We start from the raw sequence: 15,675 nt of genomic DNA, 5'->3' as shown, positions 1-15,675 counted from the left end.
GCGTTGTCTCGACCGGGCCTCGTTCTCCCGTACCTGCCATGTATGACTCAGATGTAACCTGATCTCCTCCTCCTGTCAGGTCTCTCCGACATCCAGGCGTAGTACAATGACTACGAGTTACACCGCGTAGGAAGGTCCGAAACCGTCATGAACCCGTACCTTCGAACTTCGATACTCATGCTGTTCCTCGGCGCCCTGGCGCTTTCAGGCCTTGCCCCGGCGACGCACGCGGCCAGCGGCAGCGCCTCGCCCGCCGTGGCCGGGCCGGGCGTGCGTATCCATTTTACCGCTACGGGCTTCACGCCCGGCGAACGGGTTGACCTGTGGGCCACCCCTCCGGGCGGCGTCGCTCGACCGCGTTATCCTTCGGTCATCGCCGACGCCCGCGGCGCGATTATCTGGAGCTGGGACGTTGCCCCTGGCGACCCCAACGGGGAATGGACCATGACCGCTCGCGGCGTCACCAGCAATGTATTGCTTGCTATTCCCTTTACGGTTGCCGGGTCAAATCCGCTCCCCGATCCCATCAGCGTGGCCCCATCCAGTGGCGCGCCGGGAACCGCCTTCGAGTTTCAGGCCAGCGGTCTCACCCCCGGCCGGCGTGTCGCCGCCTGGCTGGTTGACCCCGGCGGCGCTAGCCGTGACCTGACGCCCGGCAAGGACCCGAATCTCGTCCCCGACGCCCGCGGTGAACTGCGCTGGCGCTGGACGGCGCCGGACGATGCCCGCGGCGGCGTCTGGCAGATGGTGGTGCGCGATCTGCAGACCAGCCGCGAGATCATTGCGCGCTTCACCATCATCGCGCCAGCGGCCCCTGCCCCTGAGCGGAGTGTGACGCCGCCAAGCGGAGCGCCAGGCACAGTCTTCACGATCACCATTGGCGGCTTTACCCCCGGCGAACAGGTCGGCTCGTGGCTGACCACGCCCGACGGGCGCGCCGTTGATGCCACACCCTACCTGATCGCCGATCGCAACGGCATCGCGACCTGGCGCTGGGCCAGCCCCGCCAGCGCTCAGGCCGGCGTCTGGCAGGCCGTCAGTCGCGGGCGCGATAGCCGGGTGGAAGTGGCCATTCCCTTTACGATCACCGGCGCAAACCCGGCCCCCGCGGGTCCTCCACCCCTGAGCGGCCAGGTGACCCCTGCCGCTGGAACGCCCGGGGCTACCTTTACCTTCGTGGTGACCGGTTTCAACAGCATCGAAGAGGTCGGTTACTGGCCAACCCGGCCCGACGGGACGGTGGATGACACCAGACGCACCCCGGTGCGCGCCGATGGCGATGGCCGCGTGACCCTCGCCTGGCAGGCCCCGGCCCGCGCGCCATCCGGTATGTGGACGATGAGCTTCCGTGGCCTCGCCAGTCGCCGCGAGATCCAGATCGCCTTCGTCATCGCCGCCGATCCGCCGGCTGCGGCACGTGTCAACCCTCTCAGCGGGCCACCCGGCACGACCTTCACCTTCCAGGCTCGGGGCTTCAATGCCATCGAGCGGATTGACACCTGGCTCGAACGCCCCGATGGCGTCATCGTCGCCGGTCCCCCCGACATCCGCGCCACTTCCGAAGGCACGGTCACCTGGACCTGGACGGCCCCGGCCACCAGCATCGGCGGCCAGTGGACCATGGTCGCGCGGGGCCAGGACACGCGGAAGATCGAGCGCATCACGTTCAGCATCACCGATGGCGCCACCCCGGCCCCGGCGGCGCGAGTCACGCCTGAGGAGGGCGGTATCGGGACGACCTTCACCTTCAGCGCCTCGGGCTTTAAGGACGGCGAATTTGCCGGCTACTGGCTGAACCGGCCTGATGGTTCGATCGAACGCTTCGACCGCGAATTGCGGGCCGATGCGAAGGGGGTTATTACCTGGTCGTACACGGTACCGGAGGGAGCGCAGCGCGGTCTCTACGTGATGGCCATTCGCAGTTCGCAGAACGACAACGTGAACAATGACGTAAGTTACGCCATCCGCTTCATCGTGCGCTGAGGCCGCGGGTTCGGGAGACGTTGCATCTCTAAGGCGCTGTCTGGAGGGATGCAAGGAGGATTCGTCTCCTCGTATCCTCTTTTTGTCTGCCTGTGGCCGGCGCAGCCAGCAGGCGTCGGGCACCGCTCGTCGGGACCGGCCGGTCGCTTTTGCCGGTCCTGACGAGCGGAATGTTCGGGGCAAAAGCCTGTTCCAATTATGGGTAATGCATCACGGCAGAAGGGGTCTTTACGCCGGCCCCGACACGCCGGCCTCGCCAAAGGTGGCCATTTCATCGAGGATCTTGCAGGCAGCCTGGCAGAGCGAAATGGCTAGCACTGCCCCGGTACCTTCACCCAGGCGCAATCCCAGATCGAGCAGCGGTTCGAGGTCAAGCCGACCAAACACGGCCTGATGGCCCCGTTCAACCGAGCGATGGCCGGCGATCAGGTAGGGCTGCGCCGCCGGCGCCAGCGTGCAGGCAATCAGCGCCGCCGCGCCGGAGATGAAGCCGTCAACCACCACCGGAACGCGCCGGGCTGCCGCGCCGATAATCACCCCGGCCAGGCCGCCGATTTCCAGGCCCCCCACCTTTGCCAGCACATCTAGGCCGTCGGAAGGATCGGGCCGGTGCAGGGCCAGAGCAGCCTCGATCACGGCCACTTTGCGGGCCAGGCCGGCATCATCCAGGCCGGTGCCGCGTCCGGTCACCTCGGCGACCGGACGTCCGGCAATAGCGGCAACGACGGCACTCGAAGGCGTCGTATTGCCGATGCCCATATCGCCGGTAGCAACCACATCAACGCCAGCAGCGATCATCTCCTCGACCACAGCAATGCCGGTCTCCACGGCCTGCCGGGCCTGCTCGCGGCTCATTGCCGGCTCGCGGCTGAAATCGCGCGTCCCGTAAGCAATCTTGCGCACCAGCAGTTCGGGATGCGGAGGCAGATCAACCGCCACGCCCATGTCAACCACGACCACCCGCACGCCGACATGCCGCGCCAGGACATTGATCGCCGCGCCGCCACGGAGAAAGTTCAGCACCATCTGCGGCGTGACCTCGGCGGGATAAAGGCTCACGCCCTGGGCAGCCACACCGTGATCGCCGGCCATCACCACCACTGCCGGCTGGAGCAGACGCGGGCGCGGATTGCCGGTGATACCGGCGATCTGCGTCGCCAGCGCCTCCAGGCGCCCCAGGGAACCCTGGGGCTTGGTCAGCACATCCTGGCGCGCACGCGCTTCGGCCATGGCTTCATCGTTGAGGGGAGCAATCTGGGCGATGGTCTGTTCTAGCCGGCTCATTGGGTCAACCTCCTGCGCAGATGTCAGACGATTGTGCGGCAGCACCACACGGGGACAGTATGAAACGAGGGGTTGTTGCGGTCCCCAACAGGCAGAGCTGAGGAAACCCGCATTCCCGGTTTTCATCTTGAAACGTTGCCGAGACCGAATCTCAGACGGCTATATCTTCGAGAGACAGCACAGCCTGAGGAAGCAGAAACGGCTCCGAGGAAGATGCCAGCGGAAGCCTCGCGAGCCATGCATCAATCCGCGCCAGCTCGTCGTCGCTGATGCCGGCCGGGTTCGAAAGCAATCGCAGAGAAGGGGGGGTAAGAATGAACGTTGGCAGGGGGCCAACTTCGTCGGCAAGGGCGCGAGCAACATCGGGGCCGTTCAGCGAGGGCAGGTCAGCATCGAGGATCGCCCCCCGCAACTCGCTCCGTTGCCCGCGCGCAGCGGCCACTGCCGCCGCGCCATCAAAACAGACCAGAGCGGTCATGCCCCGGCGCGCTACCAGGCGCGTCAGCGCAACGCGCGTCGGAGCGCAGAGGGTTGCAATGAGAACCATCGGCTTCCATTCCAGTAAGGTGAAGGCCAGCCCTCCGAGTGGCACGCACCTGAGGCCAGGCCTCGCAAAGCGATGCAGGATCAGATTCAAAGGTATTGTACCACCACCTGCGCATTCAACGTGCAGGGGGTGGCGGGGAGGCAGGGCGCACGTTCGTGAACATTTTCGCCATCGGGCCGTCTCCCCCCGGCCCCGCCATTCCGCCTCTACCGATGGCACGTCGCGCAGGCCAGATCGGGTACAGGCTCGTGCTTATTGTCAACCGCATGCATGCTGTGGCACGTCGGGCACCCGATGCGGTTCGGCGATCCACGGTGGCACTCGTTGCAGGCGGGATTCAACGGGTGGGGCATGCGCACCTGTTGCGGGTGCTGGTTATGACAACTCACGCACCCGGCGTAGCGGGCAAGATTGGGGTCGTCGGGCGCCGAGGGCAGCGGCGCCGGCGTCGGGGTGGCGGCGACGGCAACCACGGTAGGCGTAGGGGCCGGCGCTGGCGTCGGCGCGGGTGGCGGAGTTGGCGAGGGCGGAACCGTAGCGACCGGGATCGCCGTCGGGCTTGCAGTCGGGGTGCCGGTTCCCGCAGGGGTGGCAGTTGCTGTGGCGGTTGACGCTGTAGTCGCGGTGGCGCTCGCGGTAACCGTTGGGGTAGTGGCCGGTGTAGCCGTTGATGCGACGCTCGGCGTACTGGTGGCCGAAGCGGTTGTGGTCGCCGTGGCGCGCGCCGTCGCCGTGGACGTCGCGCTGGCAGTCGCCGTGGCGCGCGTCGTCGTGGCGGTTGCGCTCGCTGCGAGCTGCGGGGACGCGGCGCTCGCGCGTGGCGCAGCAGGCGCCGCGGCGACGCCCGTCGTGGCGTTGGCGCCGGGCGCATTGGCGGGCAGACTCATCAGGTAAGCCACCAGCGCGGCCACCTGCTCGTCGCTCAGCACATCGTTGAAATCCCGGCCCCCCAGGGCGCCCCGCGCAATCCCCGCCCTGTAGCCTGGAACCACAAACTCATCGTGAAACCGGATTGAGCGTTCGATGTACTCAGCAGCCGTCATTCCGGGCGCCCGCTGGCCGGCGACTTGCGCGATGGCGGCCAGATTCGGACCGATACCTGCGCGACTGGCAGGATCAACGCTATGACAACCGATGCACGCGACGAATCCGGGTACGGCGAATTGACCGGTGAAGAGTTGCCGCCCCACCTCCACATCGTCAGGGGCCGGCACAGGTGACGGGGAGGCAACTGGCGGCGGATCGAGCAGGGTGGCCGTGGAAGGACCGGCGCTGCAACCGGGGAGCATGCTGGCAACCAGGAAGACCGTCGCCAACCGACCGCCCGCGCGCCAAAAGCGCAACAATACTCCCATCTCCGCTCCTCTCAGAGGCGTCTGGCGCTGGCTAGCCTGATATGAGTATAGCCAGACCGATCCGAGAGAGCAGTGAATAGCTCTTCGCTGATCGTTAGGTCTTGATCACCTGACGGCAGGATCGGTTGAACAGGAGGGTGGAAGAGCGTCATGGACCTCCTCCACCCTCCTGTTCAAGAATGCGCCAGGTTCATCGCAGGCTCCGCATGGCTCAGCCGCGCAGTGCAGTAGAGGAACGTTCGCGCCACCCTCGCCGTATCAGACCGTCTGAGCAGCCAGGGGGCGAGCATACAGCGCCGCAACCTTCTGGCTAAAGTTCCAGGCGGCCAGGGCGAAGAGCATCTGCGCAATCGTCTGGGTGATCTGTTCGAACCAGATCATTCCAATCGAGACATCTTTCATATTCGCCAGTTGCGACATGACCAGCACCACTACCAGGACGACGATGAACAACGCCCCGGTGAACCACATCTTGCGACCCCAGGCGGCGATGGCTAGCAGAATGAGCATACCTACGTTGCCGATGGCAGCCAGCAGGATCAGCGGCACCTTCCACGGCCCGCCGGCCATCGCCAGAGCGAGCGCGCCGAGGCCGAACACTGCAATGAGGATCGCAGGCACGAGCCAGGGCCGCCGAAGGGGAGGCTGATCCCGGAACATGCGGCGGATCTGGTAGAGGGACCAGGCCATTAGCGCGAAACCGGGCGCGATCAACGGGAAGAGACCCTGATGCAGCAACGCCAGATCCGGGCCGCCAGCGGCGCTAACGAGTTTGCCGCTGGCCTTCAGGAAGCCCCCCAGCACGATCAGCGCCATCCCGGCGAGCGCCATGCGCCCTAACTCCCGATTGAACTGGTACACCATGCGGGTAAGGATGGCCAGACCAAGGGCCGAGAAGATGACCGTCATGTAGTCTTGCAGCGCGAGAGGAACGGTGACGCCTTCCATAGCCGTCTGCTCCTTTGTTTCAAGTGGCGACCTTGCCCGGAACCTGCGCCCTGAAGGAGTACCGGGAAACCGCGCTCCTCCCAGCCCCCGCCCGTGGGGGATCGGTGAAGCGATAGCCAGCCCGGTCGTGTAACCTGATTGTATATATGACAAAAGAGATTTGCAACCATCCAAGCGGCTCGCTGCGCCGATTGTCCGTGGATGTTTCTTCACTGCGAGGGAGGGGAAGAGGACGGGAGCGCGGCGCACGTCCTTAGAGCGCCACCGGCTCAAAGGGCGCCGTGCACGGCACATCCGGCGCCACGTGCATGACCCGGGCCCGCAGATCCATCACCAGACCGCAAATGCTCTCGGTTCGATCCAGCCGGGGCGCACGCGGATCGGGGTGCCGGCAGATGCAGCGAGGCGCACCCTCATGATCGGTCAGGATGGCCTGGAACGCGGCGATGTCAAGGCGACCGGCGTCGCGGCGCAGGAGATCCCACGCTCGCCCGAAACGCTCGCGGGTGGTCGAGGTTGGCTCCAGCGGGCACTCGCCCGCTGCCGCGCGCCGGTCAAGGCAGTGGTTGGCGTGGGCCAGCAGGCCATCCGTGGCGGGAACTTCCGCCACGCCATCGGGAGTCATCTCCAGGCTCACCAGGTCGCCACGGTCGCTCGCCAGCGTGATGCACGACGAAGCGCCCGGCGCGGACAGCCCGGCGCACGCCCGCGCCGCGGCGAAGTCCGTACTCTGCAGCATCTTGCGCAGCAGCACGTGCACCGGCATGCCCGCGTCGCGGCCGTCGTTGCGCGAACGGAGCAGGTTCAGCGCGACCGCTACGCCGGCGCCGTTCAGACCGCACTTGGCGAGCATGCCGGCCTCGGTCAGGGTCAGGATGTCGGGTTCTCCGGGAGCGCGCACCCGCAACAACAGGCATGCGGCGCGCTGATCACCCTGCCAGTCCCAGGTTTGCGCCAGCAAAGTCCCCCCCTGAAGTGTGGCGGTCCCCGCTGCGGCCACGGTGGTGCATTCGCCGTCATCTGCAGCCAGGGCCGATGGCGCCGCGGTTTCTCCCGGCTCAGGCGGATGTTCGGGCACGCCGGCCAGGCGGTTACGGGCGCGCGCGGCCGCGCCATCAGGGTGATAGGTGCCGGGGGGGATGCCGGCCAGTAACTCGGTACGCGCGTTAAGGGCGATGATTTCGCCCAGAGCGCGGCCGGCGCCATCGGCGATGCCGCGCATCTCCTCAAGCAAATCGGGCGCCAGTGCGGCGAGCAGGGGTATGAAGCGCAGCGCCTCGACCTGAATGGCCGCCCAATCCAGGCCGCGTCGCGCGGCAAAGAGGCGGGCGTAGCTGGCGACGCTGTGGCGAACCAGAGGCGCGGCGGCGGCGCCGTAGGCCCGCCCGCGCTCATAGGCTGCTCCGCTGATGGCCAACTGTGGAAACATATGCTGATTTTGGATTGCCGTATCTGGCGTCCTGATGCGACCTGGCGATGATGGGCATGCGCGGCGTCGAACGGGGACTGGCATCAGACATTCTGGCGGCTGAGCCGTTTCGACAACGCATAAAAGGTTTCTGGGAGGGCAAAGCCCTCCCAGACTTTCCCGCCGTGCATTACCCACACCTATAGGAACAGTTCAGCAGCCAGCCTGCCCGCCCGTCAGCAGCGACAGTGGCGACCGACAGGCCATCCTGGCGGTTTGCTCGGCAGCGCCCGGCGTTCCAGCGGCGCCACCGGTCCCTTCGCCGTACTCGGCATCAGGACGCGCTTCTGCGGAACAGGGGCGGTGACGACGGGACTGCGGGCAATGCGTAGGACCTTCCCCTGCGGAGCTTGCTTACACCTTACAAGGACAGAGTGATTTCTACGGAAGCGACCCCTTTCCAGATCCCTCGCGCGCGGGACCGACCGGGGTCTCAGCGTGAAAAACGGATTTTAAGCGTGCTTACCCTCTTGCTGGCTGAAAACGAAGCGGTCCAGCACGATACCTGCGCCCAGGCCGAGAATAAAGCCGATCAGCGAAGGGGTGATCCATCCCGACGGCTGCTCGGGTACCGACTTAGAACCGAGGGCGGCCAGTTGCTCGCCTGTATGCTCGACCTGCTCGCTGACGCGCTGCGCCGCCTTCTCCATCTGGGCGGCCAGATCCATCGCGTCAACCCGCTCGGCCAGGCGCGTGAGCAAACTGGCGATCTGCTGCCCAGTCTCATTGTCAACTCGCTCACGGATCGTCTGGGCGAGTTGCTCGACGGCGGCCACGGCGCTGCTCTCTACCTGTTCAAGGGTGCTCTCGGCGGCGCTCTTGCGTTCAAAGAGGCCCATAGGTTGCTCCTTTACTCACCGCTCTAGCGCCACACGGTGCGTCTGGCGCTCACCAGCCATCGTATACCAACGTGCCGGTTGACACACTGCACCATTGGGTAGATCTGGCGTGAAAACAGGCGTTCCCGGGAGGGCGACGACTTCCCAGACCCCCCTATCGGGCAACGGTGCGGGGAACCGCGGATTCCCACAGCGCTCGAACCGGCAGGGTTACCGCTACTCACCCTCCCTCGCCTTCCTGCGCTCGGCGCCCTCTCCACCAGCAGCGGAGAGAGAGGGGGCCAGGGGGTTCTCAGGTGCAGGGTTTTTCGAGCGAGAAGCGGTTTTCGGCATTCCAATGCGCTTGCGATCCTCACCCCCCGCCCCCCTCTCCCGCTCGCGGGAGAGGGGGGCGCTGGGCGTCCCAATGCCCCGGATGGCGCATGCGACGCGAGCATTCGCCGGAAAACTCTACACCTGAGAAGGGCCGGGGGGAGCGTGAGGACCCAACTACCCCGTATCACCTCAGTACGTCGCCACAAGCACCTCGGCGGCCCGTTCGAGCTCTCCCAGCAGTTCCAGTTCTCCACTGATATGATACCGCATCGGCACAAAGGCGCGCACAACAGTCTCGATCTGCGCCTCAAGGTCGAGTCCTGAAAGATCGAGCCCCAGCACACCGGCGATACGACCGAGGCGCGTCTCGCGCTCGGGATCGGCGCGGAGACTGGCAGCCAGGCGCCGCCGGTCGTGGCGTTTCTCGGCGATGCGCCGCCAGAAGGGATCGGCGTGCTCGCGGCGCGGCTCGATGCGTCCGGCTTGCAGGTGCTTCGAGTAGAGCCAGCGCAGGATGGCCTCGGGGTCGTTGGCAGGCGGGCAGGGAGCATCGGAAACCGGAAGCGCGATGCCCAAGGGATCAGGGTGGGATACCGGATGATGCATTGCTTAATCCTCATTAGACTAACAACGCACGGGGAGAGCCGGGCCCTGCGCCGCGACTGATTTTGTTTCGTCCACGGCGGACATGCACCCCGGCGAAGCCGTAACCCGGCTACTGCGATGACAGGTCCCAGCGGGACGCCTTATAGCGTTTCTCAAACAGGTTGATCCGCAACGATAGCGGCACGAGCGCTGCAAGCCACACAGCTCAGAGTCCTCAGCGGATCAAGCATTTCGGTCGGCGCTCTGGACGGCGATCCAACATTATTCCATCCGGCGTGGCCGGTACTGAAGGGCTTCAGCCAGGTGAGCCGGGCCAATCTGCTCGGCGCAGGCCAGGTCGGCGATGGTGCGAGCGAGCTTGATAACACGGTGGAAGCCGCGGGCCGAGAGGTTCATCTGCCGCGCGGCGGCTTTCATGAGCGCCTGCCCTGCCGCGTCGAGCTGGCAGTAGCGCCGGATGTCGGCCGGGCCCATGTCGGCGTTGGTGCGCGTCCCCGCGCTGCCGAAACGCTCGTGCTGCCGTTCGCGCGCGGCGATCACCCGCTCGCGGATGGTCCGCGACGGCTCGCCCAGGCGGTCGCTGCTGAGCTTCTCGTAGTTCACTCGCGGCACATCAACGTGGATGTCCAGCCGGTCGAGCAGAGGCCCGGAGATGCGCTTCTGGTAGCGCGTGACCATGGCCGGCGAGCAGGTGCACTGGCGCTCAGGGTCGCCGTACCAGCCGCACGGGCAGGGGTTCTGGGCGGCCACCAGCATCACCGCCGCCGGGTAGGTAATGGTGCCGGAGGAGCGGCTGAGGGTGACCACCCGTTCCTCCAGCGGTTGCCGGAGGACCTCGAGTTTGGGGCCAAACTCGGGCAACTCGTCGAGGAACAGCACGCCCCGATGAGCCATGCTGATCATGCCCGGGCGCGCGCGGCCCGGCCCGCCGCCCACCAGCCCGGCGATAGAGGTGGTGTGGTGGGGCGCGCAGAAGGGCCGGCGGCGCACCAGGGGCGTGTCTCTGGGCAACTGGCCGCAGACGCTGTAGATTTTGGTCACTTCCAGGGCCTCATCGAGGCACAGCGGGGGGAGGATGGAGATCAGGGCGCGGGCCATCATCGTCTTGCCCGAGCCGGGCGTGCCCGACATGAGGATGTTATGCCCCCCCGCGGCGGCCACTTCCAGCGCCCGCTTGACGTGTTCCTGGCCCTTGATGTCCTGGAAGTCTACCGGGAAGGGTTCCTCTTCGGGGAGATGGCGCACCTGGCTGAGATAGGGGGCGATGGGCCGCTCGCCGCTAATGTGGGCGAGCAGTTCAGCCAGGCTCCGCACAGGGATGACGGTGACGCCTTCGACCAGGCTGGCCTCGGCGGCGTCCTCCACCGGCACATAGAGCGTGGTGAGGCCGTGCTGGCGGGCTACCGCGGCCATCGGCAGCACGCCCTCGGTGTGGCGCACCCCCCCGTCAAGGCCCAGCTCGCCGATGAAGGCGGCCCCTTCGGTGACGCCTGCCACCTGGCCCGAGGCCAGCGCCAGGCCCACGGCAATCGGCAGGTCATAGGCCGGCCCGGCCTTGCGCAGGTCGGCGGGGGCCAGGTTCACCGTGAGCCGTTTCATCGGGAAGGTCAGCCCCGAGTTGCGCACCGCCGAGCGGACCCGTTCGCGGCTCTCCTGCACCGCCGCGTCGCCCAGTCCAACCACGGCGAACGACGGCAGGCCCTGGGCAATGTCCACTTCAACCTCTACCAGGATGCCTTCCAGACCAACGACGGCGCAACTGTGAACCTTGGCGAGCATGCGGCCCCCCGTCCTCGCGACACATCCTTGATGCTCCGCCGGGTATACCGGATGGCGCGGGAAGAGGTTACGGGCGGGCCGATTGTGGATTTTGGATTTCGGATTTTGGATTTTGGATTTTCTGGATTGCGGATCGGGAATGTCTGGTTATGCCATGCCCAATCCGCAATCCAAAACCCAAAATCCAAAATCTACAATCACTGGCCGGGGCGCAGCAGGTTCTCGTTTTCGCGGCCCTCCTCGAAGTCGGTGAGGTTGCGGATGGTTGTCTCGGCGATGGTGGTCATGGCCTCGTAGGTGAAGAAGGCCTGGTGGCTGGTGACGAGTACATTGGGGAAGGTCATCAGGCGGGCCAGCACCTCGTCGTCTATCACCGTGTCGGAGAGATCGCGGAAGAACTTGCCTTCTTCTTCCTCGTAGACATCGAGGGCCACGGCGCCGACGTGCCCGCGCTGGATGGCGGCAATCAGCGCCTCAGTGTCAATCAGGCCGCCGCGACTGGTGTTGACGAGCATCACTCCCGGCTTCATCAGCGCCAGGGTTGTCGCATTGATCATGTGGTAGGTGTCGGGCAGCAGGGGGACGTGCAGGCTGATGATGTCGGAGCGGCGCAGCAACTCCTCCAGACTCACGTAGGTGACGCCCAGGGCCAGGCACTCCGGGTTTTCGCGCACGTCGTAGGCCAGCAGCGGGCAGCCGAAGCCGTGCATGATCCGCGCGAAGACGGCGCCAATTTTCCCGGTGCCCACCACGCCGACGGTGCGGCCGTGCAGGTCGTGGCCCAGCAGTCCGGCCAGGCGGAAGTTGAACTCGCGGGTGCGGTTGTAGGCCCGGTGGATGCGCCGGTTGAGGGTCTGCAACAGGCCAACGGCGAACTCGGCCACCGAATAGGGCGAGTAGTAGCTGACGCGCATCACTGTGATCCCGTGGCTCCGGGCAGCGACCAGGTCAATGTTGTTGAAGCCGGTGGAGCGCTGGGCGATAAGGCGTACGCCGCCGCTCGCCAGACGCTCGATTGCCGGCGCGTCGGCCCGGTCGTTGACGAAGAGACAGACGGCATCGTAACCCTGGGCCAGGGTCGCAGTATGGGGATCGAGCTGCGCCGAGGTGTATTCCAACTGGTGACGGCCCTGGTTGGCCTGGTCGAGAAAGGTGCGATCATAGGAATGGGTATCGTACACAAGGACGCGCATGCGTCTCTCCTTCCTCTCTGGTGAGAGCGTGGGAAAATCAGGTCACCCCACGCGCCCCTGCTTGAGGGCAGGGTCTGGCAGGAACAGGCCCTCCCGGAATGTAACCGCATAACCTGATTATCCGGCCGCGCGCGGCGTATCGGGCACATTGGCGCGCAGTTCCTCCAGCCACACACGGGCGCTCGAGTCGCTGGGAGCGCGCCAGTCGCCGCGGGGCGAGAGCGAGCCGCCCGAGCCGACCTTTGGCCCGTTGGGCAGCGCCGAGCGCTTGAACTGGCTGATCTGGAAGAAACGGTACAGAAAGACCTCCAGCCAGCGCTTGATGGTCGCCAGGTCATAGGCCACCCTTCTGGTTTCAGGCAGGCCCTCGGGCCAGGCGCCGCGAGTCGCATCGGCCCAGGCGTGGTAGCTGAGAAAGGCGACCTTGCTCGGACGAAAGCCGAAGCGGGTGAGGTAGTAGAGGTTGAAGTCCTGCAAGGCGTAGGGGCCGATGAGGGCCTCGGTGTGTTGCGCTGGCTCATCGTCCGCGCCATCGCGAGCCGGCACCAGTTCCGGCGAGATCTCAGTATCGAGGATGGACTGGAGAGTGGCGTTCGTGGCATCGTCGAACTGGCCCGAACGGATCACCCAGCGAACGAGATGCTGAATGAGCGTTTTCGGCACCGAGGCATTGACGTTGTAGTGCGACATATGATCACCAACGCCATAGGTGCACCATCCCAGGGCCAGTTCGCTCAGGTCGCCGGTGCCGAGAACCAGGGCCTGGTGGAAGTTGGCCAGGCGGAAGAGATGCGAGGTGCGTTCTCCGGCCTGCACATTCTCGAAGGTCACGTCGAAGACCGGCTCGCCGCGGGCGTAGGGATGGTTGATGTCGCGCAGCATCTGCAGGGCGGAAGGGCGAATGTCAATCTCGCCAGCGCTCACGCCAAGGGCGCGCATCAGCGCGTGGGCATTGGCGCGGGTACGCTCGCTGGTGGCGAAGCCCGGCAGCGTATAGGCGAGAATGTTGGCGCGGGGCAGGTTGAGGCGGTCCATCGTCCGGGCGGCGACGATCAGCGCCTGGGTGCTGTCGAGGCCGCCAGAGACTCCGATGACCACCTTGCTGATGCCGGTGGCCTTGAGCCGTTGCATCAAGCCGTGCACCTGGATATTGTAGGCTTCATAGCAACGCTCGTCGCGGGTAGCGGGATCATTGGGCACATACGGGAAGCGCTCGACAACTCGCAGCAGGGGCAGTTCACCAACGGGCGGCTGGAAGGCGAAGGGCACGCGGCGCAGCGTTTGCAGACGCGCCTGATAGTCGCTGGCAGCGTCGCCGAAACTGGTCTGGCGCATGCGCTCCTGGAGGAGCCGTTCGAGGTCCACATCGGCAAAGATGATCTGCTCGTCGCTGGCAAAGCGCGGCGACTCGGCCAGGCATTCGCCATTTTCGTAGATCAGGGCGTGCCCGTCCCAGGCCAGATCGGTGGTGCTTTCGCCGGGACCGGCGGCGGAGTAGAGGTAGGCCGCCAGGCACTTGCCGGACTGGGCGGCGCAGAGGGCGCGGCGATAATCAGCCTTGCCGATGGTGATGTTGCTGGCCGAGAGGTTGCAGAGCACGGTAGCCCCGGCGAGGGCGGCGTAGGTGCTGGGAGGGATAGGGGTCCAGACATCCTCGCAGATCTCGGCATGGACGGCGAGGGCGGGCCAATCGCGGGCCACGAAGAGCAGATCGGGGCCGAAGGGCACAGTGGCATCGAAGAGATCAATCGTGGCGCTCAGGGCGGCACGGGCGGCGGCAAAGTGCCGTTTCTCGTAGAACTCGCGGTAGTTCGGCAGGTAGCTCTTGGGAACCACCCCCAGGACGCGCCCGGCATGAATGGCGACGGCGCAGTTGAAGAGCTTGCCCTCGACACGCAGGGGCGCGCCTACCAGCAGCAGGGGGCGCAATCCGGCGCTGGCGGCCACAACCTTGCCCAGGGCGGCGAGGGTGGTCTCGAGCAGGGCGGCCTGGTGAAAGAGATCCTCATTCGTGTAGGCCGAGAGACCGAGTTCAGGAAAGAGCGCTACGGCGGCGCCCGCGGTATGGGCGCGCTGCGCCAGGGCAATAGTGCGTTCGGCGTTGAAGAGCGGGTCGGCCACGCGCACGGCAGGCACGGCTACCGCGACCCGCGCGAAGCCGTGGCGATAGAGATTGAGAAATGGCAGGGACATGCTACGCTTCCGGCAATCAGGCAGGGTGAATCCGGGTTCGTCGGTTGCCCATCCGTCGCGCCCTGCGCCACCATACGCAGGTCATGATGTTCCCGGCAGGGCAAAGCCCATCTGAACTACGCCATAAGCGGGCAGCAACAGCGTCCGGTAATACGTCATGATGTTCCCGGCAGGGCGAAGCCCATCTGAACCCTCCCATAATTAAGGACGCGCAAATACTGAAAAACCTCGCGGGTTGGCGACACCCGCGAGGTCTTCATTATATCGGGTATTCCCGGAACCGTCAGGCGGCGATGGCTCGGGCCTGTAAGCGGCTCTCGCGCATTCGGCGAGCAAGCGCCTTGAGCACCGCTTCCAGCTCGGTCGCCATCAAGGCGCTTACCTGCTGGGTGGGGACGAAGGAAGCCATCGGGCCGAGCATCGGCGCCAGGTTGAGCGAAGTGCTCAACTGAATATCCGTGCCAGTCTTGACCGGCGCCAGTTCCCAGGACGTCTCAACCTCAACCGGGGTGCGCACCTTGAAGCGAATGGCGCGATCATCTTCCCAGGACAGTTCACCCTCGGAGCGAATGGTGCCGAAGATGCCCCCAATGTTCATATAAGTCACCAGACGAGCGGTGCGCGCAGCATCGTCGCGCCGGGTGACCTCAACCCGCTGGACGCGGGGGAGTATCTGAGCGATGGCCTGCGAGTCGGAGAGCGTGGCGAAGATCTCCGCCGGGGTGAACCCTTCCAGATAGGCCTGGCGCGTAACGTTAATCATTGGTCTGTTTCCTCTCCGGGCGGCAGGCCCTCGAACCTGTGCGATTGCACATTGTATTGCACAGATTTGTCCACGCTTTGCACAAGAGCAGTATACGCGGTTTTGCTGCGCCTGTCAACAGTCTGTGCAAAGAAATGTTAGACGTGGTTCACACCTGAGCTGCCGTGGGGGGCCAGGAAGGCTATGCCTCCCCGCACCCCCCGGACGCCTGGCCTTCCCGGACTCTGTTCTCAGGTGTAGGGTTTTTCGAGCGAGAAGCGGTTTTCGGCATTCCAATGCGCTTACGATCCTCACCCCCCGCCCCCTTCTCCCACTCACAGGAGAGGGGGGATTTGGGCGTCCCAATGCCCCGGATGGCGCATGCGACGCGAGCATGTGCCGGAAAACCCTACATCTGAGAAC

Annotated in this window: 12 protein-coding genes; 1 reads left to right on the top strand and 11 read right to left on the bottom strand. The window is 65.6% G+C overall.

What is annotated here, in order from left to right; all coding sequences use genetic code 11:
* Positions 1-147 precede the first annotated feature (147 nt).
* Complete coding sequence (locus tag NZU74_11960; protein MCS6882038.1) at positions 148-1,983, top strand: hypothetical protein; 1,836 nt, start codon at positions 148-150, stop codon at positions 1,981-1,983.
* A gap of 228 nt (positions 1,984-2,211) precedes the next feature.
* Here the strand turns inward: NZU74_11960 and cobT are convergent, their stop codons facing one another.
* The 11 genes from cobT to NZU74_11905 all read right to left on the bottom strand — a co-directional run bounded on the left by cobT (position 2,212) and on the right by NZU74_11905 (position 15,273).
* Positions 2,212-3,267, bottom strand: coding sequence for a nicotinate-nucleotide--dimethylbenzimidazole phosphoribosyltransferase (gene cobT / locus NZU74_11955; GenBank protein ID MCS6882037.1), 1,056 nt, complete (start codon positions 3,265-3,267; stop codon positions 2,212-2,214).
* A gap of 151 nt (positions 3,268-3,418) precedes the next feature.
* A complete protein-coding gene (locus NZU74_11950) occupies positions 3,419-3,814 on the bottom strand; it encodes a hypothetical protein (GenBank protein ID MCS6882036.1) in 396 nt (131 codons plus the stop codon).
* A 206-nt stretch (positions 3,815-4,020) separates the two neighbouring features.
* Entirely contained in the window at positions 4,021-5,169 is a 1,149-nt protein-coding gene (locus tag NZU74_11945) for a c-type cytochrome (GenBank protein MCS6882035.1), read from the bottom strand.
* 258 nt (positions 5,170-5,427) lie between these two features.
* Positions 5,428-6,117, bottom strand: coding sequence for a hypothetical protein (locus tag NZU74_11940; protein MCS6882034.1), 690 nt, complete (start codon positions 6,115-6,117; stop codon positions 5,428-5,430).
* 253 nt (positions 6,118-6,370) lie between these two features.
* Positions 6,371-7,546: a C45 family peptidase gene (locus NZU74_11935; GenBank protein MCS6882033.1), complete on the bottom strand. Its 1,176-nt coding sequence runs from the start codon at positions 7,544-7,546 to the stop codon at positions 6,371-6,373.
* A gap of 491 nt (positions 7,547-8,037) precedes the next feature.
* Positions 8,038-8,424, bottom strand: coding sequence for a hypothetical protein (locus NZU74_11930; GenBank protein ID MCS6882032.1), 387 nt, complete (start codon positions 8,422-8,424; stop codon positions 8,038-8,040).
* A gap of 504 nt (positions 8,425-8,928) precedes the next feature.
* The gene (locus NZU74_11925) at positions 8,929-9,345 is read right to left on the bottom strand and encodes a hypothetical protein (GenBank protein ID MCS6882031.1); all 417 of its coding nucleotides are present in this window, start codon (positions 9,343-9,345) and stop codon (positions 8,929-8,931) included.
* 261 nt (positions 9,346-9,606) lie between these two features.
* Positions 9,607-11,124, bottom strand: coding sequence for a YifB family Mg chelatase-like AAA ATPase (locus NZU74_11920; GenBank protein ID MCS6882030.1), 1,518 nt, complete (start codon positions 11,122-11,124; stop codon positions 9,607-9,609).
* Positions 11,125-11,321: 197 nt separating this feature from the next.
* Positions 11,322-12,317, bottom strand: a complete 996-nt coding sequence (locus NZU74_11915) for a 2-hydroxyacid dehydrogenase (protein MCS6882029.1) — start codon at positions 12,315-12,317, stop codon at positions 11,322-11,324.
* Positions 12,318-12,434: 117 nt separating this feature from the next.
* Positions 12,435-14,510, bottom strand: a complete 2,076-nt coding sequence (locus tag NZU74_11910; protein ID MCS6882028.1) for an NAD(+) synthase — start codon at positions 14,508-14,510, stop codon at positions 12,435-12,437.
* Positions 14,511-14,793: 283 nt separating this feature from the next.
* Positions 14,794-15,273, bottom strand: coding sequence for an SRPBCC family protein (locus tag NZU74_11905; protein ID MCS6882027.1), 480 nt, complete (start codon positions 15,271-15,273; stop codon positions 14,794-14,796).
* Between the last annotated feature and the right edge of the window lie 402 nt (positions 15,274-15,675).

The sequence above is a fragment of the Chloroflexaceae bacterium genome, from assembly GCA_025057155.1.
In the GTDB taxonomy this organism is placed as follows: Bacteria; Chloroflexota; Chloroflexia; order Chloroflexales; family Chloroflexaceae; genus JACAEO01.
Note: the sequence above shows the minus strand (reverse complement) of the source record. Positions and strands in the feature narration are given on the sequence as shown.

What these genes read in the sequence shown, in the direction of transcription:
- NZU74_11960 (MCS6882038.1), top strand. Translation starts at nt 148, where the DNA reads ATGAACCCGTACCTTCGAACTTCGATACTCATGCTGTTCCTCGGCGCC.
- cobT (MCS6882037.1), bottom strand. Translation starts at nt 3,267, where the DNA reads ATGAGCCGGCTAGAACAGACCATCGCCCAGATTGCTCCCCTCAACGAT.
- NZU74_11950 (MCS6882036.1), bottom strand. Translation starts at nt 3,814, where the DNA reads ATGGTTCTCATTGCAACCCTCTGCGCTCCGACGCGCGTTGCGCTGACG.
- NZU74_11945 (MCS6882035.1), bottom strand. Translation starts at nt 5,169, where the DNA reads ATGGGAGTATTGTTGCGCTTTTGGCGCGCGGGCGGTCGGTTGGCGACG.
- NZU74_11940 (MCS6882034.1), bottom strand. Translation starts at nt 6,117, where the DNA reads ATGGAAGGCGTCACCGTTCCTCTCGCGCTGCAAGACTACATGACGGTC.
- NZU74_11935 (MCS6882033.1), bottom strand. Translation starts at nt 7,546, where the DNA reads ATGTTTCCACAGTTGGCCATCAGCGGAGCAGCCTATGAGCGCGGGCGG.
- NZU74_11930 (MCS6882032.1), bottom strand. Translation starts at nt 8,424, where the DNA reads ATGGGCCTCTTTGAACGCAAGAGCGCCGCCGAGAGCACCCTTGAACAG.
- NZU74_11925 (MCS6882031.1), bottom strand. Translation starts at nt 9,345, where the DNA reads ATGCATCATCCGGTATCCCACCCTGATCCCTTGGGCATCGCGCTTCCG.
- NZU74_11920 (MCS6882030.1), bottom strand. Translation starts at nt 11,124, where the DNA reads ATGCTCGCCAAGGTTCACAGTTGCGCCGTCGTTGGTCTGGAAGGCATC.
- NZU74_11915 (MCS6882029.1), bottom strand. Translation starts at nt 12,317, where the DNA reads ATGCGCGTCCTTGTGTACGATACCCATTCCTATGATCGCACCTTTCTC.
- NZU74_11910 (MCS6882028.1), bottom strand. Translation starts at nt 14,510, where the DNA reads ATGTCCCTGCCATTTCTCAATCTCTATCGCCACGGCTTCGCGCGGGTC.
- NZU74_11905 (MCS6882027.1), bottom strand. Translation starts at nt 15,273, where the DNA reads ATGATTAACGTTACGCGCCAGGCCTATCTGGAAGGGTTCACCCCGGCG.